Below are 20,410 nucleotides of genomic sequence, written 5' to 3'. Positions count from 1 at the left end.
TCAGCCCTTCATCATATTGACGTCTTCGACCGCGATCGAACCGCGGTTGCGGTAGAAGACAACGAGAATTGCAAGACCGATGGCTGCTTCCGCAGCCGCGACGGTCAGAATGAAAAGTGCGAAGACCTGGCCGACGATGTCGTTGAGGAACGACGAGAAGGCGACCATGTTGATATTGACCGCAAGCAGGATCAGCTCGATCGACATGAGAATGACGATGATGTTCTTGCGGTTCAGGAAGATGCCGAAGACGCCGAGCGTGAAGAGGATGGCGCTGACCGTCAGGTAATGGGAAAGACCGATGACCATGTTCTTGTTCCTTGTCCCTGCGCTTAGAGGCCCTGCCCCGGCTTGACGGTGACCACCTCGACGGCGGTCGCCGGCGTGCGGGCAACCTGCTGGGAAATATTCTGACGGCGAATGTTGGTGCGGTGCCTCAGCGTCAGCACGATCGCACCGATCATCGCGACGAGAAGGACCAGACCGGCGATCTGGAAGAAGTAGACGTAGTTCGTATAGAGCACGTCACCGAGCGCCGCCGTGTTGGTGCGCTCCGTCAGAGCCGGGATCGGCATGGCGACGGTCTTGGCAATCTCGGGCGAGATCACGCTGCCGCCGATGACGATGATCAGCTCAGCCGCGAGGATGATACCGATCAGCGCGCCGATCGGCGCATATTCGAGAACCCCCGCGCGCAGCTCCGTGAAGTCGATGTCGAGCATCATGACCACGAAGAGGAAGAGAACCGCGACCGCGCCGACATAAACGACCAGCAGGATCATCGCTAGGAACTCGGCGCCAAGCAGCAGGAAGAGGCCCGCGGCATTGAAGAAGGTCAGGATGAGGAACAGAACCGAGTGAACCGGGTTCTTTGCCCAGATGACCATGAACGCCGACGCGACCGCGACGAAGGCGAAAAGATAGAAAAATAGAGCCTGCAGACCCATGTTGGTGCCTTTTTCATCTTCCCCCGGGCAGCCGGGAGTTTCCCTGCCCGATGAAGCTCCGTCTACCCTGAAGGGCCGGCAAAGCTCCGGTGCATGTTGACCGCGGGCGGCTGTCGCCTGCCCTGCGGCATTTCAAATTCCAATCAGCGGTACGGCGCGTCGATCGCGATATTGCGCGCGATTTCGCGTTCCCACCGGTCGCCATTGTCGAGAAGCCGCTGCTTGTCGAAGTAAAGCTCTTCGCGGGTTTCCGTGGCGAATTCGAAATTCGGGCCTTCGACGATCGCATCGACCGGGCAGGCTTCCTGGCAGAAGCCGCAGTAGATGCACTTCACCATATCGATGTCGTAACGCACCGTACGGCGGGTGCCGTCATTGCGGCGCGGGCCGGCTTCGATGGTAATCGCCTGAGCGGGACAGATCGCTTCGCAGAGCTTGCAGGCGATGCAGCGCTCTTCGCCGTTCGGATAACGGCGCAGTGCGTGTTCGCCGCGGAAGCGCGGAGAAACCGGACCCTTTTCGAACGGATAGTTGATCGTCGCCTTCTGCTTGAAGAAGTAGCGCATCGACAGAAAGAATGCGCCGACGAATTCCTTGAGGAACAGCGAGCTGACGGTGTTTGACAAGCTTGCCATCTTCAACCTCCAAATTTGCCGGAAACGAGGGATGTCATGATCATGCCCATCCCGTCAGTTTCAGCACGAATGCAACGATAATGACCATGGCGAGCGACAGTGGAAGGAAGACCTTCCAGCCGAGGCGCATCAGCTGGTCGTAGCGGTAGCGCGGCACGAATGCCTTGACCATCGCGAACATGAAGAACACCAGGCACGACTTGAGCATGAACCAGATGATGCCCGGGACCCAATTGATTAGCCAGAAATCAACCGGAGGCAGCCAGCCGCCGAGGAAGAGGATTGTCGTCAGCGAGCACATCAGGCAGACGGCCGCGTATTCGCCGAGCATGAACATCATGTACGGCGAGGAACCGTATTCGACCATGAAGCCGGCAACCAGTTCCGATTCCGCTTCCGGAAGGTCGAAGGGCGGACGGTTGGTTTCAGCCAGCGCCGAGATGAAGAAGATGATGAACATCGGGAACAGCGACAGCCAGTGCCAGTCGAGGAACGAACTGGGCAGGCCGAGCTTGGTGCCGAGACCGGTCTGCTGCGCCATGACGATATCCGTCAGGTTCAGCGAACCCACGCAGAGAAGAACGGTGACGATGACGAAGCCGATCGAGACTTCGTAGGACACCATCTGCGCTGCCGAGCGGAGCGCGCCGAGGAACGGATACTTCGAGTTCGAAGCCCAGCCGCCCATGATGATGCCGTACACTTCGAGCGACGAGATCGCGAAAATGTAGAGAATGCCGACATTGATGTTGGCGATCACCCAGCCGTTGGAGAACGGGATGACGGCCCAGGTGGACAGTGCCAGAAGCACGGTCACCAGCGGTGCCAGCAGGAAGACGACCTTATTGGCGCCGGCCGGAATGACCGGTTCCTTGAAGACGAACTTCAAAAGGTCGGCGAAGGACTGGAAAAGGCCGAAGGGACCAACCACATTGGGTCCACGGCGCAGCTGAACGGCTGCCCAGATCTTACGGTCGGCAAGCAGGATATATGCGATGAAGACCAGCAGGCAGACCAGGAGCAGCAGCGACTGACCGACCATTAGAAGGCCAGGCAAGACATAAGTTGAAACAAACGATTCCATAGTCCCCTGCCCTTACTCTGCCGCGACTTTGAAGTTGTTGCGGGCCAATGCCGAGCACTCGGCCATGACAGCCGAGGCACGCGCTATCGGGTTCGTCAAATAGAAGTCTTTGACCGGTGAAGCAAACCCGGATTTGTTCATCTTCCCGGCTTTTTTCGCAACTGCGGCAATTTTGGCGCTGTCGCTTTCCGCGATCTCGTCGATGGCTGCGAAATGCGGGAATGCCGCATAGAGCTTGCCGCGCAATTCGCCAAGCGAATCAAAGGGAAGCTTCTTGCCGAGCACGTCGGAGAGAGCACGCAGGATCGCCCAGTCTTCGCGGGCGTCGCCCGGTGCGAAGCCGGCGCGGTTGCCCATCTGGACGCGGCCTTCGGTGTTGACCCAGGTACCGGACTTTTCGGTATAGGCAGCAGCCGGAAGGATGACGTCGGCGTTATGCGCGCCCTGGTCGCCGTGCGAGCCGATATAGACCACGAACTTCGCAGCCTTCTTGGTGAAATCGAGTTCATCGGCGCCGAGCAGGAAGAGCACGTCCATGGAGGACAGCATCTCTGCGGCATCGACGCCCTTGGCGCCCGGAACGAAGCCGAGGTCGAGGCCACCGACGCGGGCCGCTGCCGTGTGCAGGACGGCAAAGCCGTTCCAGCCTTCGGCAACAGCGCCGACTGCGCCTGCGAGCTTGGCGGCGCTGGCGAGGACGCCTGCACCATCAGCGCGCGACAGAGCGCCCTGGCCGATGATGATCAGCGGCTTCTTGGCGTCAGCGAGAACCTTGGCGAAGGCATGGTTGCCGTCGACGAGATCCTTCAGCGTATCCGGACCGGCGCCGAGATATTCGTAGTCGTAGCGCATTTCGCCGGCTTCGCCGATCACACCGATCGGGAAACCGCCGCGGCGCCAGCGCTTGCGGATGCGGGCGTTGAGAACGGCTGCTTCGAAGCGCGGGTTGGCGCCGATGATGAGCAGCGCATCTGCTTCTTCGATGCCCTGAATGGTCGGGTTGAAGAGGTAGCTTGCGCGGCCGAGCGACGGATCAAGTGCCGTCCCATCCTGGCGACAGTCGAGGTTCTCGGAACCGAGCGACTTTACCAGTTCCTGCAATGCGTACATTTCCTCGACGGTTGCGAGGTCGCCGGCGATCGCGCCGATCTTCTCGCCCGTCGTGCCAGCAACTGCCGTCTTGATGGCGCCGAAGGCGTCGGCCCAGGTTGCCGGCTGCAGGCGACCGCCCTTGCGGACGTAAGGACGATCGAGGCGCTGCGTCTTCAGGCCGTCCCAGATGAAGCGGCTCTTGTCGGAGATCCACTCTTCATTGATCTGCTCGTTGACGCGCGGCATGACGCGCATGACTTCGCGGCCGCGGGTATCGACGCGGATGGCCGAGCCGAGCGCGTCCATGACGTCGATCGATTCCGTCTTGTTCAGTTCCCACGGGCGGGCCGTGAAGGCGAAGGGCTTGGAGGTCAGCGCGCCGACCGGGCAGAGGTCAACGACGTTGCCCTGCAGCTCGGACGTCATCGCCTGCTCGAGATAGGTGGTGATTTCGGCGTCTTCGCCGCGGCCGATCAGGCCGAGCTCGGAGATGCCGGCCACTTCGGTGGTGAAGCGGACGCAGCGCGTGCAGTGAATGCAGCGGTTCATGACCGTCTTGACGAGCGGTCCGATATACTTGTCCTCGACGGCGCGCTTGTCTTCCTGATAGCGCGAGGTATCGATGCCGAATGTCATCGCCTGGTCCTGCAGGTCGCACTCGCCACCCTGGTCGCAGATCGGGCAATCCAGCGGATGGTTGATCAGCAGGAATTCCATCACGCCTTCGCGGGCCTTCTTGACCATCGGCGTGTTGGTGAAAACTTCGGGCAGTTCACCGTTCGGGCCGCCGCGGATATCGCGCACGCCCATGGCGCAGGAAGCCTGCGGCTTCGGCGGGCCACCCTTCACTTCGACAAGGCACATGCGGCAATTGCCGGCGACCGACAACCGCTCATGGAAGCAGAAACGCGGAACTTCAGCGCCGGCTTCCTCACACGCCTGAATGAGCGTGTAGTGATCCGGGACCTCGATCTCGTTACCGTCAATCTTCAGTTTTGCCATCGTCACTCAGTCCTGTTTCCCGTTCGCCGGATGGCGGCAAACAAACCTTATTCTGCAACATGACCGCTGCCAGGCGGGATTTCGTCCCCGCAAGCACCGGTGTCGCCCAAATTGTCTTTCCCCGGCCCCGGGGAACCCGAGACCCGATCGGCTTGCCTGAGCGAGGCCCCTGCCCCGTCATGCCTGCCTTATTCCCTCCGGCCGCTTGGGTCAGCCGGAAAAACTCAAACCCGCTTGCGGCGCTTCGCCGCGAGAGCCTTGGCCTGCCCCCGCCAGTCGTCGCGGGCGATCCGGCCGTCAAAGCCGAGCTCGGCGTCGATGCCTGCCGCTTCCGCATCGCTCCAGGCTGCGATCGCAGCGAAGGTGCGGATACCCTTGGCGTTCAGCACCTGCTCCAGCTTCGGACCGATGCCGGAAATCAGCTTCAGGTCGTCGGCCTTTCTGCCACGGCTCGCCGGCTTCTTCGCAGCGACAGGAGCCGCCTTCGGCTCCGGCGTTGCGACGATCGACAAGGCCGCCTTCTTGGCAGCAGCCGGCCGGATGTTCTCCGGCTTGATGCGAACCTCAGGCTTTGCCGCTTGCGGCGGCGTCTCGTCGAGTGCTTCGGCAATCCGGCTCGTCGCTTCCAAGGCGCCTTGCAGCGCACCGAAGAAAGCACCGGCCATCTGCGTCGAGAAACCGATGCCGACGGCGGTTGCCGCTGCCATCGCTGCGGCCGGATGGGCCATCATCGGATGCATCGGCATCGAGCGGGCATTCTCCAGCATCTCGGCAGCAAGACGGCCGAAGTCAGCCGAGAAATCGGCCCCTCCCTGCTTGTCCTTGCTGCCCGACGCCTTCGTCATCGCTTACTCCGCAGCTTCCAGAACCGCGCCATGATCCATGGCGCTGGCGGTGTACTGGTCGATACGCGCTTCGATTTCCGGACGGAAATTGCGGATCAGACCCTGGACCGGCCATGCAGCAGCATCACCGAGCGCACAGATGGTGTGACCCTCGATCTGCTTGGTGACCTGGAACAGCATGTCGATTTCGCGCTTCTGGGCGTTGCCCTTGGCCATGCGCTCCATGACGCGCCACATCCAGCCGGTGCCTTCGCGGCACGGCGTGCACTGGCCGCAGCTCTCGTGCTTGAAGAAGGCCGAGATACGGGCGATCGCCTTGATGACGTCGGTGGACTTGTCCATGACGATCGCAGCGGCCGTACCGAAGGACGAGCCGACAGCGCGCAGGCCGTCGAAGTCCATCGGGCAATCGATGATGTCCTTGGCGGGAACGATCGGGCACGATGCGCCGCCCGGAATGACGGCGAGCAGGTTGTCCCAGCCGCCGCGGATACCGCCGGCGTGACGGTCGACCAGCTCACGGAAGGTGATGCCCATCTCTTCTTCGACGGTGCACGGCTTGTTGACGTGACCCGACAGCATGAACAGCTTGGTGCCGACATTGTTCGGACGGCCGATCGACGAGAACCAGCCGGCGCCGCGGCGCAGGATGGTCGGAGCAACGGCGATCGATTCGACGTTGTTGACGGTCGTCGGGCAGCCGTAGAGACCCATGTTGGCCGGGAACGGCGGCTTCAGGCGCGGCTGGCCCTTCTTGCCTTCAAGGCTTTCGAGCAGCGCGGTTTCTTCGCCGCAGATGTAGGCGCCGGCGCCATGGTGGACATAGATGTCCATCGGGTAGCCGAGCTTGTTGCTCTTGCCGAGCAGGCCGTAGTCGTAGCACTCGTCGATCGCCGCCTGCAGCGCTTCGCGCTCGCGGATATATTCGCCGCGGACGTAGATATAGGCAGCATTGGCACCCATGGCGAAGCTGGCGATAACGCAGCCTTCGATCAGCGTATGCGGATCGTGGCGCATGATGTCGCGGTCTTTGCAGGTGCCCGGTTCCGATTCGTCGGCGTTGACGACGAGATAGTGCGGACGGCCGTCGGATTCCTTCGGCATGAAGGACCACTTGAGACCGGTCGGGAAGCCTGCGCCGCCACGGCCGCGAAGGCCGGAAGCCTTCATCTCGTTGATGATCCAGTCGCGGCCCTTCTCGAGGATCTGCTTGGTTCCATCCCAGTGGCCGCGGCTCATCGCGCCCTTCAGGGACTTGTCCTTGAGGCCGTAGATATTGGTAAAGATGCGGTCTTTATCTTGTAACATGCTTCACCTCTTACCGCGGCTTCTTGCCGAAGACCTTGATATATTCCGCTTCACCGCCCTTGGCGAGCGCCTTGGCCTGCTTGACCCAGTCGTCGCGTTCGATGCGGCCCTTGAAATTCAAGTATCCATCGACCCATTCGCGTTCAGCCTTCTTCCACGCCGCGACTTGCGCGAAGGTGAAGATGCCGAGTTCGTTCAAAATAGCTTCGATCTTCGGACCGACGCCGGAGATCAGCTTGAGATCGTCGGGGGCTGCCGGCTTCTCAATCCCTGCAGGACGGTTCTTGTCCTCCAGCGAGGGCTTTGCAGCGGCCGGAGCGGCAGCAGCCTTGGCGGGCTTCTCGGCAACGGCCGGAGCAGCTTCAGCAGCAGCGTTCTTGGCAGCAGCCTTCGGCGCCGTGTGCGGCGTCTTCAGCGTCGGATTGGTTTCCGCATCCGTGCTCTTCGGGCGAGCGGCCTCAGACGGCGGAACGCTGACAGCGTCGGCGTCTGCCTTCTTCGCGGAAGTCTTGGCCTTCGCCTTCGGCTCTTCGCTCAGAAGCGACGTCGGGCCACCTTCCGGCGACGAGAAGTGACGGTCGATCTGTGGGCCGGGCGTGATGCTCGCACCATTGCCGGCGTTGAAGGTATCGATGATCTCTTCGAGACGCTCAGGCGTCAGATCCTCGTAGGTGTCCTTGCCGATCATGATCATCGGTGCGTTGACGCAAGCCCCGAGACATTCGACTTCTTCCCAGGACAGCGTGCCTTCGGCGTTACGCTCGAACGGATGCTGGTGGATCTTGCTGCGGCAGACGCCCATCAGCTTTTCCGAACCGCGCAGCATGCAGGGCGTGGTACCGCAGACCTGAACGTGGGCGCGCGTGCCAACCGGACCGAGCTGGAACTGGGTGTAGAAGGTCGCGACCTCGAGCACGCGGATATAGGCCATATCCAGCATGTCGGCGACCTTTTCGATCGCGGCGCGCGTGACCCAACCGTCCTGCTCCTGCGCTCGCATCAGCAGCGGAATGACCGCGGACTGCTGACGGCCTGCGGGATATTTCTGGATCGTCTTATCCGCCCAGACCGCGTTTTCGTCATTGAAGGCGAATGCGGCAGGCTGGAATTGATCTTCGGCTAGTCGACGAACGGACATTCTTCCTCACGCCTTGTCAGTTTAGGGTCCCACACTGCGAAGCTGTCAATGACTGCATCTCGCATGCGTAGGCCGACTGGTCTTTCTGCAAAAACACTACGAATTTCTTGCCATTCGGTACGGCGGCCTTGATCTGGTAACCCTTGGACAAGAGCTCCCCCATCGTGGCCCGACCGCTTGGCGGCGTTACTTCATCAGAACCGAGCTTAGGGCCGAATCCCTGCGTGTTGTTGTCCTGGGCGAAAGCCGAGGCGGCAACGAGGAATGCAGCGGCCGAGAGCACGGTGAGCTTCATCAGCGATCAACCTCACCGAAGACGATGTCGAGCGAACCGAGAACGGCGGCGACGTCGGCCAGCTGGTGACCACGGCACATGAAATCCATCGCCTGAAGGTGGGCATAGCCCGGGGCGCGGATCTTGCAGCGGTACGGCTTGTTGCTGCCGTCGGAGACGACGTAAACGCCGAATTCGCCCTTCGGCGCTTCGACGGCGGCGTAAACTTCGCCGGCCGGAACGTGGTAGCCTTCGGTGTAGAGCTTGAAGTGGTGGATCAGCGCTTCCATCGAGCGCTTCATCTGGCCACGCTTCGGCGGAACGACCTTGCCGTCAACAGACGAGAACGGGCCGGTCCTGGCATCGCCCAGCAGACGATTGACGCACTGCTTCATGATGCGAACGGATTCGCGCATTTCGATCATGCGGATCAGGTAGCGGTCGTAGCAGTCGCCGTTCTTGCCGATCGGGATGTCGAATTCGAGATCGGAATAGCACTCGTAGGGCTGCGAGCGGCGAAGGTCCCAGGCAGCGCCGGAACCGCGAACCATGACGCCCGAGAAGCCCCAGGCCCAGCAGTCTTCCAGCGACACGACGCCGATATCGACGTTACGCTGCTTGAAGATGCGGTTGCCGGTCAGCAGGTCGTCGATATCGTCGAGCTTGGACGGGAATTCGTCGCACCACTTGCCGATATCCTGGACCAGCTCTTCCGGCAGATCCTGGTGGACGCCACCCGGACGGAAATAGGCAGCATGCATACGGGCGCCACAGGCGCGCTCGTAGAACACCATCAGCTTTTCGCGCTCTTCGAAGCCCCAGAGCGGCGGCGTCAGCGCGCCGACGTCCATGGCCTGCGTCGTGACGTTCAGAAGATGCGACAGGATACGGCCGATTTCCGAATAGAGAACGCGGATCAGCTGGCCGCGGATCGGGATATCGATGCCGAGCAGCTTTTCGACGGCCAGGGCATAGGCATGCTCCTGGTTCATCGGCGCGACGTAATCCAGGCGGTCAAAATAAGGGACCGCCTGCAGATAGGTCTTGGTTTCGATCAGCTTCTCGGTGCCGCGATGCAGCAGGCCGATATGCGGGTCAACACGCTCCACAATTTCGCCGTCAAGCTCCAGGACAAGACGAAGAACGCCGTGCGCCGCCGGATGCTGCGGTCCGAAATTGATGTTGAAGTTGCGGACGTTATGTTCTGTCATGGCGATCGGGCTCGCGTTCTCAGATAATCAGTGAATGGCGGGCAACAGCCCACCAGTCGCCATAAAGCTTTACTGCTTCGCTTTTTCGTCGCCAGGCAGCACATAATCCGTGCCTTCCCAGGGTGACATGAAGTCGAAGTTGCGGAATTCCTGCTTCAGTTCCACCGGCTCGTAGACGACGCGCTTGGCGGCGTCGTCATAGCGGACTTCGACGAAACCGGTCGTCGGGAAGTCCTTGCGCAGCGGGTGTCCCTCGAAACCGTAGTCGGTCAGGATGCGGCGCAGATCCGGGTGGCCGGTGAAGAGGACGCCATACATGTCCCATGTCTCGCGCTCGAACCAGTCGGCGCCCGGATAGACGGCGCAGGCGGACGGCACCGGCGTATCTTCGTCGGTCGCGACCTTGATGCGGATGCGCAGGTTCTGCTTCGGAGACAGGAGATGATAGACGACATCGAAGCGCAGCTCGCGCTGCGGCCAGTCGACGCCGCAGATGTCGATCATGTTGACGAAGCCGCACTTGGCGTCGTCACGCAGGAACGTCAGCAGCGCGATCAGGTTTTCACCCGTCGTCGTCAGGGTCAATTCGCCGAACTTCAGCTGCGACGCGGCAACCAGGTTGCCACGCGCTTCCGAGATATAGGACGACAGCTCAGTGAGGGCTTCGCTCATATGTCTTGTCCTTAACCCTTACCGCTCGATCGTGCCGGTGCGCCGGATCTTCTTCTGCAGCAGGAGCACGCCGTAGAGCAGCGCTTCCGCCGTGGGGGGACAGCCCGGCACGTAGATGTCGATCGGCACGACGCGGTCGCAGCCGCGAACAACCGAATAGGAATAGTGATAGTAGCCGCCACCATTGGCGCAGGAGCCCATCGAGATAACGTAGCGCGGCTCAGGCATCTGGTCGTAGACCTTGCGGAGCGCGGGGGCCATCTTGTTGGTCAGCGTGCCGGCGACGATCATGACGTCGGACTGGCGCGGCGAGGCACGCGGCGCAAAGCCGAAACGCTCGACGTCGTAACGCGGCATCGACAGCTGCATCATTTCGACGGCGCAGCAGGCGAGACCGAAGGTCATCCACATCAGCGAGCCGGTACGGGCCCAGTTGATCAGCTCGTCGGTCGAGGTGACCAGAAAGCCCTTGTCGGCGAGCTCATTGTTGATTTCACCAAAGAACGCGTCGTTGGCGCCGATCGGCTTGCCGGTCGAGGGATCGATGATCCCCTTCGGAGCCTGCGAAACGAGCGGCTGATTGCCGGCGGGGGTCACTCCCATTCCAGGGCTCCCTTCTTCCATTCATAGATAAAGCCGATGGTCAGCACACCAAGGAAGACCATCATGGACCAGAAGCCGAACCAGCCGATGGCGCCGAAGGAAACGGCCCAGGGGAAGAGGAAGGCGACTTCGAGGTCGAAGATGATGAAGAGAATCGACACGAGATAGAAGCGGATATCGAACTTCATACGGGCATCGTCGAAGGCATTGAAACCGCATTCGTAAGCGGAGAGCTTTTCCGAATCAGGCGCCTTGAAGGCAACGGCGAACGGCGCAATCAGAAGCGCCAGGCCGATAACGAGAGCGATACCAATGAAAATAGCGATCGGAATGTAATTACCGAGCAGTTCAGTCATCATGTTCATCCCTGCTTGCCGGCTGCGCCGGGCGGCGCAATGGGCAAATGCCCGGCAAGCGAACGTGCGTTGCAACAAGCCGTGGTTAGCGCAGGCTGAGCCACGGCGCAAGACTTTTAGAAGACCAATTCCAACTGCGATGATGCGACATTATCAAGCAGCTGCAACGATGTCGCGACAAATCCGCGTAAGTTGCGAGAGGCTGCATGGCAGCCCACCAAAATCTGCATGGCTTGGAGAAGAAATGGCGCGAGTGACGGGGCTCGAACCCGCGACCTCCGGCGTGACAGGCCGGCACTCTAACCGACTGAGCTACACCCGCGCATTGCGAAGGAAAGACCGGACAAGCACCTTTCGGCACCTCTTGAAAATGGCGCGAGTGACGGGGCTCGAACCCGCGACCTCCGGCGTGACAGGCCGGCACTCTAACCGACTGAGCTACACCCGCACTTCATTTCAAGTCTTCCGGAGGCTTTCGCTTCCTTCACCGAGGCGGGCTGGCCGCTTCGATGAGCGGCTAACTAAGGGGTTCGCATTTGAGTGTCAAGCAGGTTTGGAGACAAAACGATGACAGCACAGAAATTGTTTTGGGCCACCCCCGGGACAGCCTCCAATGGCACCCCGGCACACACGCGCCCGCACACATGAGAGGTAGAGCGCCACCGCCGAGAAGCGCGCCTCCCCTCCCCTTTTTCCACAGGCAACCGACCCGCGGAAATCCGGGCTTGCCGCTGCCGCCCTCCAAAAAAATCAAAAAATCTTCACAAACACTCTTGCGGTTTTTTCCCGATCCGCATAGATCACGGCCACCGACGCGGCGGGCCGAACAGGCTTCGTGACGCGAGGGCGATTAGCTCAGTTGGTAGAGCGCCTCGTTTACACCGAGGATGTCGGGAGTTCGAGTCTCTCATCGCCCACCATTCTTTTCCTTATGTTGTCAGATATCTGCACCTCAGGCGCATTTCGCGGCTTTGGCCACGCGCACAACGAAAAAGCGCGGCATTTGCCGCGCTTTCGATGATTCCCGCTGCCCGACGCGTTCAGGCGCGGTCGCGGATGTTGTAATAGATCATCACGCCGACGCTCCAGGCGAAGAGGCAGCCAAGCAGGACCAGAATCGAATCAAGAAGGCGCTTCGGGTATTGCGCCTCCTCCGACAGGGTCGGGCGAATGAAGGTCGCGAGATAGCGCTCCTTGCCATTCGCATCGATTCTCGCCTTCTCCAGGCTCGCCATGGCGGCCGTGTAGGCCTTCTCAGCGAATTCCTCTTCGGTCGCGAGATTCTGGAATTTTTCGATACGTCCGGCGACATCAGACGATGCGACGTTGTTGCCGGCGCCGCTGCCCAGCCGCTCCTTCTCGGTCGCGATCTGTTCGCGGATGCTGCTCATCTGCGCCTTCAAAACTTTGATACGCGGTGATTCTTCCGCCATCTGGGTCCGCGCCGTGGTCAGCGTCGTGTTCAGGCTGGCAAGCTTGCCTTCGAGTTCCCCGATGATCTGCGAGGCGACCTTAGCGCCCTCGACAGGATCGACTTCCTGAGAGACGTCACGGTACTGGCGCACTTCGGTGCGCGCCTTCAGCAGCCGGTCCTCGGCGAACTTCACTTCCTGCTGGGCGCCGCGCATGATCTCTTCGCGAGCCCTGTCGGACAGCGTGTTGATCAACGCTTCGCTCCTGCCGATGATGAAATTGGTGAGGTTCTGGGCATCGTTGGGATCGAAAGCCCGAAGGTCGAGGGTCATGATGCCGGAGGCGTGATCGAAGCTCACGGCAACCATGTTGCGCCAATATTCAAGCTTGTCCTCGATCGGCAGGCCCGGCGTCAGCGAGAAGAAGAAATCCCCGCCCCGCCGCGCGAACATCTTTTCCAGATCGAAATTCTTCGAGACGTCGGCGAGCATCTCTTCGCTTCTGATATAGTCGATCAGGATAAAGCCATCCGAGACGGTGCTCGAGCCGGAAGCCTGCGAGAAGATGCCGAGAATGTCGCCTGCCGAGGCCGCCTCGATGCTGCGCACCGAGAAGGAGGCCGAGCTGTGATATTGGTCGGCGGCGATGAAGGCCATGTAGAAGCTGGCTGTCGATGCCGGCACGACGACGCAGAGCGCGAAGGTGGCGGCAATGATCGCATGGCGCCATTTGACGGGCTTGAGCAGACGTTTGATGAGACCCGGCTTTGCCTTGCCCTTGACGCCCTTGCGGGCCGATCCGTCATCCGTGCCAAGCAGCAGATGAAGATTCGGCGGCGCCTTCGCGGGAGCTTTCGGCTTTGCGGCAATGGGCGGATCGATTCTTACCGGTTGGCCCTCGGCGCCATCGATCCGTGCAGGTGTCTTGTCCGCGGCCGGACGTCCTGGATTTTCGCTCACCTGTCCTCGCCCCTCATTTCATTCTCATGTTGCGGTCATGCGCTTCGATCGCATGCTCGACATCTTCGTAATAAGTCAGTTTGCCATCTTCCAGCACGATGCCTGTGTCGCAGTAGTCGCGAATGGTCGATGTCGAATGCGATACCATGACCACATCGGAATCCTGGAGGCGATCCTCGAAGACCGCCTTGCACTTGGCCTTGAAATTCGCATCCCCGACGGCGGTAATCTCGTCAACCAAGTAGTAGTCGAAATTGACGCCCATCGATAGCCCGAAGGCCAGACGGGCCTTCATGCCCGAAGAATAGGTCGATGTCGGCGCTCTGAAAAACGGGCCGAGATCGGCAAAATCGGCGACATAGTCGACAAGCTGTTCTGTATCGACGCCATAGATGCGCGCGACGAAACGGACATTCTGCTCGCCCGTCATACTGCCCTGGAAGCTTCCGGCGAAGCCGAGCGGCCAGGAGACCTTGGCGCGCCTGACAATACGGCCGCCATCGAGCTGGATCGTACCGGCGATGAGGCGCAGCAGCGTCGACTTGCCGGCGCCGTTGCGTCCCAGCAGTCCGACGCTCTTGCCGCGCGGCATGACGAGATTGACCCGATCGAGAATCGTCTTGTTGATCCCCTTCGCCCGCGCGTATTTGGTGGCATCTTCCAGTCTGATCATTCTTTTCTCAGAAAATGCTTGTAGCCGGTGAATGTCAGCATGCCGACGAACAGCCAGCAGGCCGTGAAGATATAGAGATAGCGCATATCCAGCAGACCGGGGTCATATTCGGAATAGAATCCGGAGCGGAACCGCATCAGCGCGTGGCAAAGAGGATTGATCAGCAGCATGTCGCGATAGGGCGGCGGAATCAGTTCCGGCAGAAAGAAGACGCCGGAGACCATGAACAGCGGCCTATTGAGAATGCCGAAAATCTGCTCGTAGATCGGCAGCCGCGGGAAGATCACGTTGTTGAACAACGCCGCGCCAAGGCCGATCAGACAGGCAAGCGCCGCCGCCTCGATAATCGCCAGCCAGTCGAGGACGAGCGGCGTCTTCAGGAACAGCGAGATCGTGCCGAGAATCAGCACGGCGACGGCCGACGTGGTCCCAAGCTGGAGCAGAAACCGCGCGAAAACCGGATCAACAGGCGCGACGTTGGGGTAGCTCAGCAGCGCCTTGTTGGATTTGACCGCGCCGTTCACATAGGTGACGACAGCCGTATAGAACTGAAAACAGATATAGCCGGTGGCGAAGAACAGCGGGAAACTGGTGCCGAGCGCCGGTTTGTGCGAAATGGCGCCAAAGATGACGGTCAGGAAGATGATATAGGCGGCCGGATCGAGAATGGCCCAGACATAGCCGCCAGGCTTACTGCCGAAGCGCGTCGCCATTTCGCGAATCAGCAGTGCGGCGACGACACGCAAATGTGAGCCGAGATAATATCCGGGGGTATGGCCTTGCGCTTGCTGCATTCCTACCATTCACCTGCCTGTGCCGCGGCATCGTCATCGATGCCGCGCGCGAGGCTGACGGGTCACCATTGCGCGAACCCTGAGCTGCTTATACTACAACTTTAAGGGCGGCCGCTAGCCGCTCAGGTAGCGAGACCAGACGACGATGAAAACACGCGAAGAACGGCAAGCGCAGCGCGCGGCGATGCCGCGGACACAGCTTTCGGCTCATCATATGGAGAATGCAAAGCTCCTGCCGGATAGAGGGGAGTTGCTCTACCGTATCCCGAATGGCGGCGTGGGCGTCGAGGTCGGCGTGGCCTTTGGCGAGTATACGGCCGAGATCGTCGAGAAGAATCGCCCTTCGCAGCTCTTCCTTATCGATCCCTGGGGGATGGACCGGTACAGTTCCGGCCTGCATGACGTGCAGACCAAGTTCGAGGCGGAGATCGCTTCCGGACAGGTCACGCTGATGCAGGGCACGTCTCTGGAGAAGCTCAACGAGTTCGAGGACGGGTTTCTCGACTGGGCCTATATCGATACCGACCATTCGTTCGAGCTTACCTGGCAGGAGCTCCTGCTCTGCGACAGGAAGGTGAAGCGGACGGGGCGGATTGCCGGGCATGATTTCTGCACGGGCAATACGGTGAAGCCGATCGTCTATGGCGTTGTCGAGGCCGTCACCAAGTTCTGCAAGGATTACGGCTGGCAGTTCGAGTTCCTGACGGTCGAATCACATGCGCATTTTTCTTACTGCCTGAAGCGGCTCTGACGCCGCTGTGGCGGCCGGCACGGATGCCGGTCGCCTTTTGTGCCGGATGCTCACGCCTGACGCGAAACGCTCCAGCTCTTTCCTGCATACTGATCGTCGCTGACATGCTCCATCCAGTCGACCGGGGAGCCGTTCAGCGCTTCCTGGATGGCGATGTGGCTCATTGCGGTATCGGGTGCTGCACCATGCCAGTGCTTTTCGCCGGGCTCGAACCAGACGACGTCGCCGGGGCGGATCTCGCGGATGTCCTGCCCCCAGACCTGCACGAGGCCCTTGCCTGACGTCACGATCAGCGTCTGACCCAGGGGATGCGTGTGCCAGGCGGTGCGGGCGCCGGGTTCGAAGGTGACGGTGGCGGCGCGGACGCGTGCCGGATCCGGCCCTTCGACGATCGGGTCGAGACGGACGGTGCCGGTGAAATAGTCGGCGGATGGCCTGGTCGAGGGCCGCGATCCGGCCTGCTTGATGTCCATTGTGATTCTCCTGCGATTGATCCGGTGCGTGCGTGCAAACGTAGGTCAGTGACAGGATGATTTGAAGTGGAGGAAGACCATGCGACGCACAGGTCTCATCATCATCGCCGCGATTCTCGCCATCATCGCGCTGCCGCATCTGGCGAGTGCGCGCGATTTCGCGCTCGAAGATTTCTTTGCCGGGCGCAGCGTGGCCCAAGGAGAGTTCAAGGCAATCAACGGCGTCGACCGCAAGTTTCGCGTGGCGCTGACCGGCCGCTGGAACGGCAGGCAACTGACGCTGCGCGAGGATTTCGTCTATGCCGATGGGCAGCGCGAGCGAAAGACCTGGCGCTTCATCAAGACCGCGCCCGGCCGTTACAGCGGCACTCGCGAGGATGTCGTCGGCCCGGCGGCAGTGACCATCAAGGGCGATGTGGCGCGCTACAGCTATCTCGTCGATATCGCGCCCGGGCCTAAGCAGAATATCGTGCGCTTCCACGATACGATCCGGCGCCAGCCTGATGGGACGCTGCTGAATACCGCCTGGGTCAGCAAATTCGGCTTCCCGGTTGCCACCGTGCGGGTCGTCTTCTCGAAGAAGTGAGACCCTGCCCTATCTCCCTTGCGGTCGCGCGCTTGCCGACCTCTGCGGCGGCTGCTAGGTGCGATGCAGTTTCATCACGAGGGAGATTTTCCATGAAAGAGCATAGTTTCGGCCGCATGCCGTTTTCGGTCACCAATGTCGGCTTCGGCGCCTGGCAGATCGGCGGCTCCTGGGGTGACGTCAGCGAGGCCGATGGCCGCGCCACCCTCAACGCAGCACTCGATGCCGGCATGACCTTCATCGACACCGCCGACGTCTATGGCGACGGCCGCTCGGAAAAGATCGTCGCCGACGTCCTGAAGAGCCGCGGCGGCAAGCGCCCGATGGTCGCCACCAAGGCCGGACGCCGCCTCAACCCGCATGTCGCCGACGGCTACACCAAGGCCAATCTCGAGGGCTTCATCGACCGCAGCCTGAAGAATCTCGAGGTCGAGAGCCTCGACCTCGTGCAGCTGCACTGCCCGCCGACGGAAGTGCTTTACCGCGCGGAGGTCTTCGAAGGCCTGAACGAGCTACAGAAGGCCGGCAAGATCAAGGGCTACGGCGTCAGCGTCGAGAAGGTCGAGGAAGCGCTGAAGGCGATCGAATTCCCGGGCGTCGAGAGCATCCAGATCATCTACAACATCTTTCGCCAGCGCCCGGATCACCTGTTCTTCCAGGAAGCCCGCCGCAAGAACGTCGCGGTGATTGCCCGCGTGCCGCTCGCCAGCGGCCTGCTCTCCGGCAAGATCACCCGCGACACGAAATTCGCGAGCGACGACCACCGCAACTTCAACCGCAACGGCGAAGCCTTCGATGTCGGCGAGACCTTTGCCGGCGTCCCCTTCGAGGTCGGCCTGCAGGCGGTCGAGGAAGTCCGCAAGCTGGTGCCTGCGGGCGCCACGATGGCCGCATTCGCGCTGCGCTGGATCCTGATGCACGAGGCCGTTACCGTGGTCATCCCGGGCGCGCGCAATGGCGAGCAGGCGAAGGCCAATGCCGAGGCCGCCAGCCTTGCGCCGCTTTCCCAGGACGTGATGGCGGCGACGCGGGAGATCTACGAGCGGCTGATCGCACCGCATGTGCATCATCGCTGGTAGGATTTGCACGGATTGAATGAGAGATGGCCGGGTTATTGCCCGGCCGTTTTTGTTTGGCCTGACTGACACCCCAAACACTTCCCTCATCTCTGTGCTTGTCACAGAGATCCAGCCGTCCCAAGTCCTTGGGAGGGAGAGACTTTTTCGCCGCGCAGACGCGCGGCGGCTGGATCCCTGTGACAAGCACAGGGATGAGGGAGAGATTGGCGCTACCGCCTCATTTCATAGCAGGCCCAAACAACAAAAAGGCCGGGCTTGCGCCCGGCCTTCCTAATCTCATGCTGCCTGAATAGCTCAGTTCGTGCCGACCAGATTGACCGGGAAGAACAGGGTCTCGCCGGAGGAGTCGCTGACGCCGTCGTTGTCGGTGACGGCGTAGGGCTTGCCCGCGGCGTCGAAAGCGAAGCCTTCGAGCTTGTCGAGGACGTAGCCGTTGGTTGCCGTCTTCAGCTCATCGAGGAAGTCATGGGCTTCCGCCTTCTTGACGACCGGGAGCTCGCCGCCGAGCTTGGCGGGCTTCAGGTCCGAGATGGCGACCTTGTAGAGTTTCTTCAGCTTGGCAGCATCGCCGACGAGGTTGTCTCGCTCGATGATGTAGACGCTGTCGCCATGGGCGGAGATTTCCGAGAGACCGACCCAGCCGTTTTCAGACTTGTCGAGCGGGTAGCGCACGGCGCCCCATTCCTTGCTCTTCGGGTTGTAGGAGACGAGCTTCACGAAGCCCTTCTCGTCGTCCTTCCACTCGCGCTGTACGGCCATCCACAGCGTTGCGTCTTCGCCGGAGCCGACGATCGTCACGCCTTCGAAGCCGTAGCGGATTTCGTTATCCGTCAGTTCCTTCGGCAGTGCGATCTCTTCCTTGATCTCGCCCTTCGGGTTGACGTGGTAGAGAGCGTGGGGCAGCAACTTTTCGCTATTGCCTTCCGAAGCCAGCCAGAACCAGCCCTTGGCGTCGACGGCGATGCCTTCGATGTCGAGCTTCTGGGCAGCGGCGCCATCGCGCTTGACGGTCATCGCGTCGGTGATGACGGCAGGCGTCTTGGTGGCGTCGATCGTGTAGATCGTCGGCTGATTGCCGAGAACGCTGTCGGAGACGGCAAAGAGCTGGCCGGCCTTTTCAGGAACGGCAGCAAGGCCCGAAAGCGCTGCGAAGCCGATCGGATTGCCGTCCTTTTCTGCCGAGACGATCTGCGGATAGGCCTTTGCGCCTTCGCTGCGCTCATAGATCATGACATGCGAGCGCGGGCCGCCGTCTTCGCCGAGATCGGCTTCGTTGGCCGTGGCGAAGAGATTGCGGCTCGGGATGGCGATCGCGCCTTCCGGCGAGACGCCCGACGGCAGGATCTGCAGCAGTTCCGGATCAGCGCCGGTATCCTTGAAGACGCCGACGACCGAAGCGCGCTCGGCGAGCAGGAAGAACAGCTGGTCGTCGCCGAACTTGGCGGCTTCCAGGCCTTCGGGCTCGACGCCCTTCGAGGAAGAGCGGCCTTCCGGATAGTGGCCGAGATGGGCAACGGCGCGCTCGAAGGACGAGCCCGATTCGTAGAGAACCTTGCCGGTCTTGTCGAAGACGGTGAAGCCGCGCGAGCCGCCTTCATAGTCGCCTTCGTTGGCGACGACGAGACGGTTGTCGTCCAGCCACTTTACGGCGTCGGGCTCGCGAAGAACGCCCTTGGCTTCGCCGGTGAACTTCAGCTGGCCGTCCTTCTTGGTGTCGATGCCGGAGAGATCGGTGCTGCCGGCGGTGAAATGCGTCTTCACCGTGCCGGTCTTGCCGTCGATGATGACGATCTCGTTGTTTTCCTGCAGCGTCAGGGCGATTTCGTCCTGGCCGTTGAAGGAGACGAATTCGGGCTCCGGATCTTCAGGCGCGATGCCGGCGAGACCCGTCAGCGTGACGTGCTTGATGGTGCCGCAATCGACGGTGCCGTTCTTGACCTGGAAGAGCACGAGATCGCCAGCCGGCATCTGCGGGATCTTGCCGTCGTTGATCTCTTCGTCACGCTCGTTCTCGATGGCGATGGTGCCGAGCGTCTTGTCCTTGTTGAGGGCGATCGAATCCGGCTGGCCGCCGAGATCGCAGGTATTCTCGATCTTCTTGGTGGCAACATCGACGATGGCGAGGCGGCCCGACGGCTTGACCTTGCTTTCGCTGGTGTTGACGGCGACGAGCGCCTTGCCCGAGGTCGAGGTGACCGATGTCGGTTCACCGTCCATCATCAGTGCGCCGAGAGCCTTCGGGGCCTTGGCGTCGGTGATGTCGACGAACCCGATCGCGCCGAGCGGGCTGTCGCTATAGATCAGCGTGTTGCCGTCGTCGGTTGCGGTGATGATTTCTGCAGAGGTCGTCGAAAGCTTGTCCTTGCCTTCAGGCAGGTTCGAAGCGACCGGAAAAGATGCGATGCGATTGAAAACAGGCTCGGCAACTGCCGGAAAGGCAACAGAAGCCAGGAGCACGGCAGCGAGCGCTGCCTTGCGCGATGAAATAGTCATGAAATCCCCCATGCGTCGAAAA

General features: G+C 61.1%; 21 protein-coding genes and 3 tRNA genes. 4 read left to right on the top strand and 20 right to left on the bottom strand.

The features are described 5' to 3' along the window. From nuoK to ACQZ5H_RS03330, 15 genes are all read right to left on the bottom strand, one after another. Positions 1-309: an NADH-quinone oxidoreductase subunit NuoK gene (gene nuoK / locus ACQZ5H_RS03400; protein WP_018900202.1), complete on the bottom strand. Its 309-nt coding sequence runs from the start codon at positions 307-309 to the stop codon at positions 1-3. A gap of 23 nt (positions 310-332) precedes the next feature. Continuing rightward, entirely contained in the window at positions 333-947 is a 615-nt protein-coding gene (locus ACQZ5H_RS03395; RefSeq protein ID WP_112720471.1) for an NADH-quinone oxidoreductase subunit J, read from the bottom strand. Positions 948-1,090: 143 nt separating this feature from the next. Beyond that, positions 1,091-1,582 carry an NADH-quinone oxidoreductase subunit NuoI gene (gene nuoI / locus ACQZ5H_RS03390; protein WP_112720472.1) on the bottom strand — a complete coding sequence of 164 codons (492 nt, stop codon included), beginning with the start codon at positions 1,580-1,582 and terminating at the stop codon, positions 1,091-1,093. Between the two features lie 40 nt (positions 1,583-1,622). Further along, entirely contained in the window at positions 1,623-2,666 is a 1,044-nt protein-coding gene (gene nuoH, locus ACQZ5H_RS03385) for an NADH-quinone oxidoreductase subunit NuoH (protein WP_112720473.1), read from the bottom strand. 12 nt (positions 2,667-2,678) lie between these two features. Then, on the bottom strand, positions 2,679-4,760 hold the full coding sequence (nuoG, locus tag ACQZ5H_RS03380; RefSeq protein ID WP_130282600.1) for an NADH-quinone oxidoreductase subunit NuoG: 2,082 nt from the start codon (positions 4,758-4,760) through the stop codon (positions 2,679-2,681). Between the two features lie 224 nt (positions 4,761-4,984). Beyond that, positions 4,985-5,605, bottom strand: coding sequence for a 5' DNA nuclease (locus ACQZ5H_RS03375; RefSeq protein ID WP_449096733.1), 621 nt, complete (start codon positions 5,603-5,605; stop codon positions 4,985-4,987). Positions 5,606-5,608: 3 nt separating this feature from the next. Beyond that, positions 5,609-6,913: an NADH-quinone oxidoreductase subunit NuoF gene (gene nuoF, locus ACQZ5H_RS03370; RefSeq protein WP_112720476.1), complete on the bottom strand. Its 1,305-nt coding sequence runs from the start codon at positions 6,911-6,913 to the stop codon at positions 5,609-5,611. Between the two features lie 10 nt (positions 6,914-6,923). Next, on the bottom strand, positions 6,924-8,051 hold the full coding sequence (locus ACQZ5H_RS03365; RefSeq protein WP_449096732.1) for an NADH-quinone oxidoreductase subunit E: 1,128 nt from the start codon (positions 8,049-8,051) through the stop codon (positions 6,924-6,926). 16 nt (positions 8,052-8,067) lie between these two features. Beyond that, positions 8,068-8,346, bottom strand: coding sequence for a hypothetical protein (locus tag ACQZ5H_RS03360; protein ID WP_199628745.1), 279 nt, complete (start codon positions 8,344-8,346; stop codon positions 8,068-8,070). Continuing rightward, complete coding sequence (locus tag ACQZ5H_RS03355) at positions 8,346-9,536, bottom strand: NADH-quinone oxidoreductase subunit D (RefSeq protein ID WP_449096731.1); 1,191 nt, start codon at positions 9,534-9,536, stop codon at positions 8,346-8,348. The genes ACQZ5H_RS03360 and ACQZ5H_RS03355 overlap by 1 nt, the downstream gene beginning before the upstream one ends. A 69-nt stretch (positions 9,537-9,605) precedes the next feature. Continuing rightward, the gene (locus ACQZ5H_RS03350) at positions 9,606-10,208 is read right to left on the bottom strand and encodes an NADH-quinone oxidoreductase subunit C (RefSeq protein ID WP_112389671.1); all 603 of its coding nucleotides are present in this window, start codon (positions 10,206-10,208) and stop codon (positions 9,606-9,608) included. 18 nt (positions 10,209-10,226) lie between these two features. After that, entirely contained in the window at positions 10,227-10,811 is a 585-nt protein-coding gene (locus ACQZ5H_RS03345; RefSeq protein ID WP_112389670.1) for a NuoB/complex I 20 kDa subunit family protein, read from the bottom strand. After that, entirely contained in the window at positions 10,802-11,167 is a 366-nt protein-coding gene (locus tag ACQZ5H_RS03340) for an NADH-quinone oxidoreductase subunit A (RefSeq protein WP_112720492.1), read from the bottom strand. Before ACQZ5H_RS03340 ends, ACQZ5H_RS03345 begins: the two co-directional genes overlap by 10 nt. A gap of 245 nt (positions 11,168-11,412) precedes the next feature. Continuing rightward, a tRNA-Asp gene (locus ACQZ5H_RS03335) sits at positions 11,413-11,489 on the bottom strand. 49 nt (positions 11,490-11,538) lie between these two features. Then, positions 11,539-11,615: transfer RNA gene (locus ACQZ5H_RS03330), tRNA-Asp, on the bottom strand. A gap of 396 nt (positions 11,616-12,011) precedes the next feature. On the opposite strand from ACQZ5H_RS03330, the gene ACQZ5H_RS03325 reads away from it, so the two are divergent. Then, positions 12,012-12,087 (top strand) — tRNA-Val (locus ACQZ5H_RS03325). A gap of 120 nt (positions 12,088-12,207) precedes the next feature. Here the strand turns inward: ACQZ5H_RS03325 and ACQZ5H_RS03320 are convergent. The 3 genes from ACQZ5H_RS03320 to ACQZ5H_RS03310 all read right to left on the bottom strand — a co-directional run bounded on the left by ACQZ5H_RS03320 (position 12,208) and on the right by ACQZ5H_RS03310 (position 15,006). Continuing rightward, on the bottom strand, positions 12,208-13,491 hold the full coding sequence (locus ACQZ5H_RS03320; RefSeq protein ID WP_449097017.1) for an RkpR, polysaccharide export protein: 1,284 nt from the start codon (positions 13,489-13,491) through the stop codon (positions 12,208-12,210). A gap of 61 nt (positions 13,492-13,552) precedes the next feature. After that, entirely contained in the window at positions 13,553-14,212 is a 660-nt protein-coding gene (locus tag ACQZ5H_RS03315) for an ABC transporter ATP-binding protein (protein WP_112720482.1), read from the bottom strand. Then, positions 14,209-15,006, bottom strand: a complete 798-nt coding sequence (locus tag ACQZ5H_RS03310; protein WP_199628749.1) for an ABC transporter permease — start codon at positions 15,004-15,006, stop codon at positions 14,209-14,211. The genes ACQZ5H_RS03315 and ACQZ5H_RS03310 overlap by 4 nt, the downstream gene beginning before the upstream one ends. Before the next feature lie 145 nt (positions 15,007-15,151). Between ACQZ5H_RS03310 and ACQZ5H_RS03305 the strand changes: the two genes are divergently transcribed. Next, complete coding sequence (locus ACQZ5H_RS03305; RefSeq protein ID WP_130282616.1) at positions 15,152-15,757, top strand: class I SAM-dependent methyltransferase; 606 nt, start codon at positions 15,152-15,154, stop codon at positions 15,755-15,757. 50 nt (positions 15,758-15,807) lie between these two features. Here the strand turns inward: ACQZ5H_RS03305 and ACQZ5H_RS03300 are convergent, their stop codons facing one another. Then, positions 15,808-16,230: a (R)-mandelonitrile lyase gene (locus ACQZ5H_RS03300; protein ID WP_449096730.1), complete on the bottom strand. Its 423-nt coding sequence runs from the start codon at positions 16,228-16,230 to the stop codon at positions 15,808-15,810. A gap of 79 nt (positions 16,231-16,309) precedes the next feature. On the opposite strand from ACQZ5H_RS03300, the gene ACQZ5H_RS03295 reads away from it, so the two are divergent. After that, positions 16,310-16,816, top strand: coding sequence for a DUF3833 family protein (locus ACQZ5H_RS03295; RefSeq protein WP_449096729.1), 507 nt, complete (start codon positions 16,310-16,312; stop codon positions 16,814-16,816). Between the two features lie 92 nt (positions 16,817-16,908). Further along, positions 16,909-17,895: an aldo/keto reductase gene (locus ACQZ5H_RS03290; RefSeq protein WP_449096728.1), complete on the top strand. Its 987-nt coding sequence runs from the start codon at positions 16,909-16,911 to the stop codon at positions 17,893-17,895. A 294-nt stretch (positions 17,896-18,189) separates the two neighbouring features. On the opposite strand, the gene ACQZ5H_RS03285 is transcribed toward ACQZ5H_RS03290, so the two are convergent. Beyond that, positions 18,190-20,388, bottom strand: coding sequence for an esterase-like activity of phytase family protein (locus ACQZ5H_RS03285; protein ID WP_449096727.1), 2,199 nt, complete (start codon positions 20,386-20,388; stop codon positions 18,190-18,192). Positions 20,389-20,410: the final 22 nt, after the last annotated feature.

The organism is Rhizobium sp. 21-4511-3d (assembly GCF_053522545.1).
This window is presented reverse-complemented; position numbering and strand designations above follow the sequence as displayed.

Excerpts from the sequence above, each read along its gene's own strand:
- nuoK (WP_018900202.1), bottom strand. The coding sequence starts at position 309 with ATGGTCATCGGTCTTTCCCATTACCTGACGGTCAGCGCCATCCTCTTC.
- ACQZ5H_RS03395 (WP_112720471.1), bottom strand. The coding sequence starts at position 947 with ATGGGTCTGCAGGCTCTATTTTTCTATCTTTTCGCCTTCGTCGCGGTC.
- nuoI (WP_112720472.1), bottom strand. The coding sequence starts at position 1,582 with ATGGCAAGCTTGTCAAACACCGTCAGCTCGCTGTTCCTCAAGGAATTC.
- nuoH (WP_112720473.1), bottom strand. The coding sequence starts at position 2,666 with ATGGAATCGTTTGTTTCAACTTATGTCTTGCCTGGCCTTCTAATGGTC.
- nuoG (WP_130282600.1), bottom strand. The coding sequence starts at position 4,760 with ATGGCAAAACTGAAGATTGACGGTAACGAGATCGAGGTCCCGGATCAC.
- ACQZ5H_RS03375 (WP_449096733.1), bottom strand. The coding sequence starts at position 5,605 with ATGACGAAGGCGTCGGGCAGCAAGGACAAGCAGGGAGGGGCCGATTTC.
- nuoF (WP_112720476.1), bottom strand. The coding sequence starts at position 6,913 with ATGTTACAAGATAAAGACCGCATCTTTACCAATATCTACGGCCTCAAG.
- ACQZ5H_RS03365 (WP_449096732.1), bottom strand. The coding sequence starts at position 8,051 with ATGTCCGTTCGTCGACTAGCCGAAGATCAATTCCAGCCTGCCGCATTC.
- ACQZ5H_RS03360 (WP_199628745.1), bottom strand. The coding sequence starts at position 8,346 with ATGAAGCTCACCGTGCTCTCGGCCGCTGCATTCCTCGTTGCCGCCTCG.
- ACQZ5H_RS03355 (WP_449096731.1), bottom strand. The coding sequence starts at position 9,536 with ATGACAGAACATAACGTCCGCAACTTCAACATCAATTTCGGACCGCAG.
- ACQZ5H_RS03350 (WP_112389671.1), bottom strand. The coding sequence starts at position 10,208 with ATGAGCGAAGCCCTCACTGAGCTGTCGTCCTATATCTCGGAAGCGCGT.
- ACQZ5H_RS03345 (WP_112389670.1), bottom strand. The coding sequence starts at position 10,811 with ATGGGAGTGACCCCCGCCGGCAATCAGCCGCTCGTTTCGCAGGCTCCG.
- ACQZ5H_RS03340 (WP_112720492.1), bottom strand. The coding sequence starts at position 11,167 with ATGACTGAACTGCTCGGTAATTACATTCCGATCGCTATTTTCATTGGT.
- ACQZ5H_RS03315 (WP_112720482.1), bottom strand. The coding sequence starts at position 14,212 with ATGATCAGACTGGAAGATGCCACCAAATACGCGCGGGCGAAGGGGATC.
- ACQZ5H_RS03310 (WP_199628749.1), bottom strand. The coding sequence starts at position 15,006 with ATGCAGCAAGCGCAAGGCCATACCCCCGGATATTATCTCGGCTCACAT.
- ACQZ5H_RS03305 (WP_130282616.1), top strand. The coding sequence starts at position 15,152 with ATGAAAACACGCGAAGAACGGCAAGCGCAGCGCGCGGCGATGCCGCGG.
- ACQZ5H_RS03300 (WP_449096730.1), bottom strand. The coding sequence starts at position 16,230 with ATGGACATCAAGCAGGCCGGATCGCGGCCCTCGACCAGGCCATCCGCC.
- ACQZ5H_RS03295 (WP_449096729.1), top strand. The coding sequence starts at position 16,310 with ATGCGACGCACAGGTCTCATCATCATCGCCGCGATTCTCGCCATCATC.
- ACQZ5H_RS03290 (WP_449096728.1), top strand. The coding sequence starts at position 16,909 with ATGAAAGAGCATAGTTTCGGCCGCATGCCGTTTTCGGTCACCAATGTC.
- ACQZ5H_RS03285 (WP_449096727.1), bottom strand. The coding sequence starts at position 20,388 with ATGACTATTTCATCGCGCAAGGCAGCGCTCGCTGCCGTGCTCCTGGCT.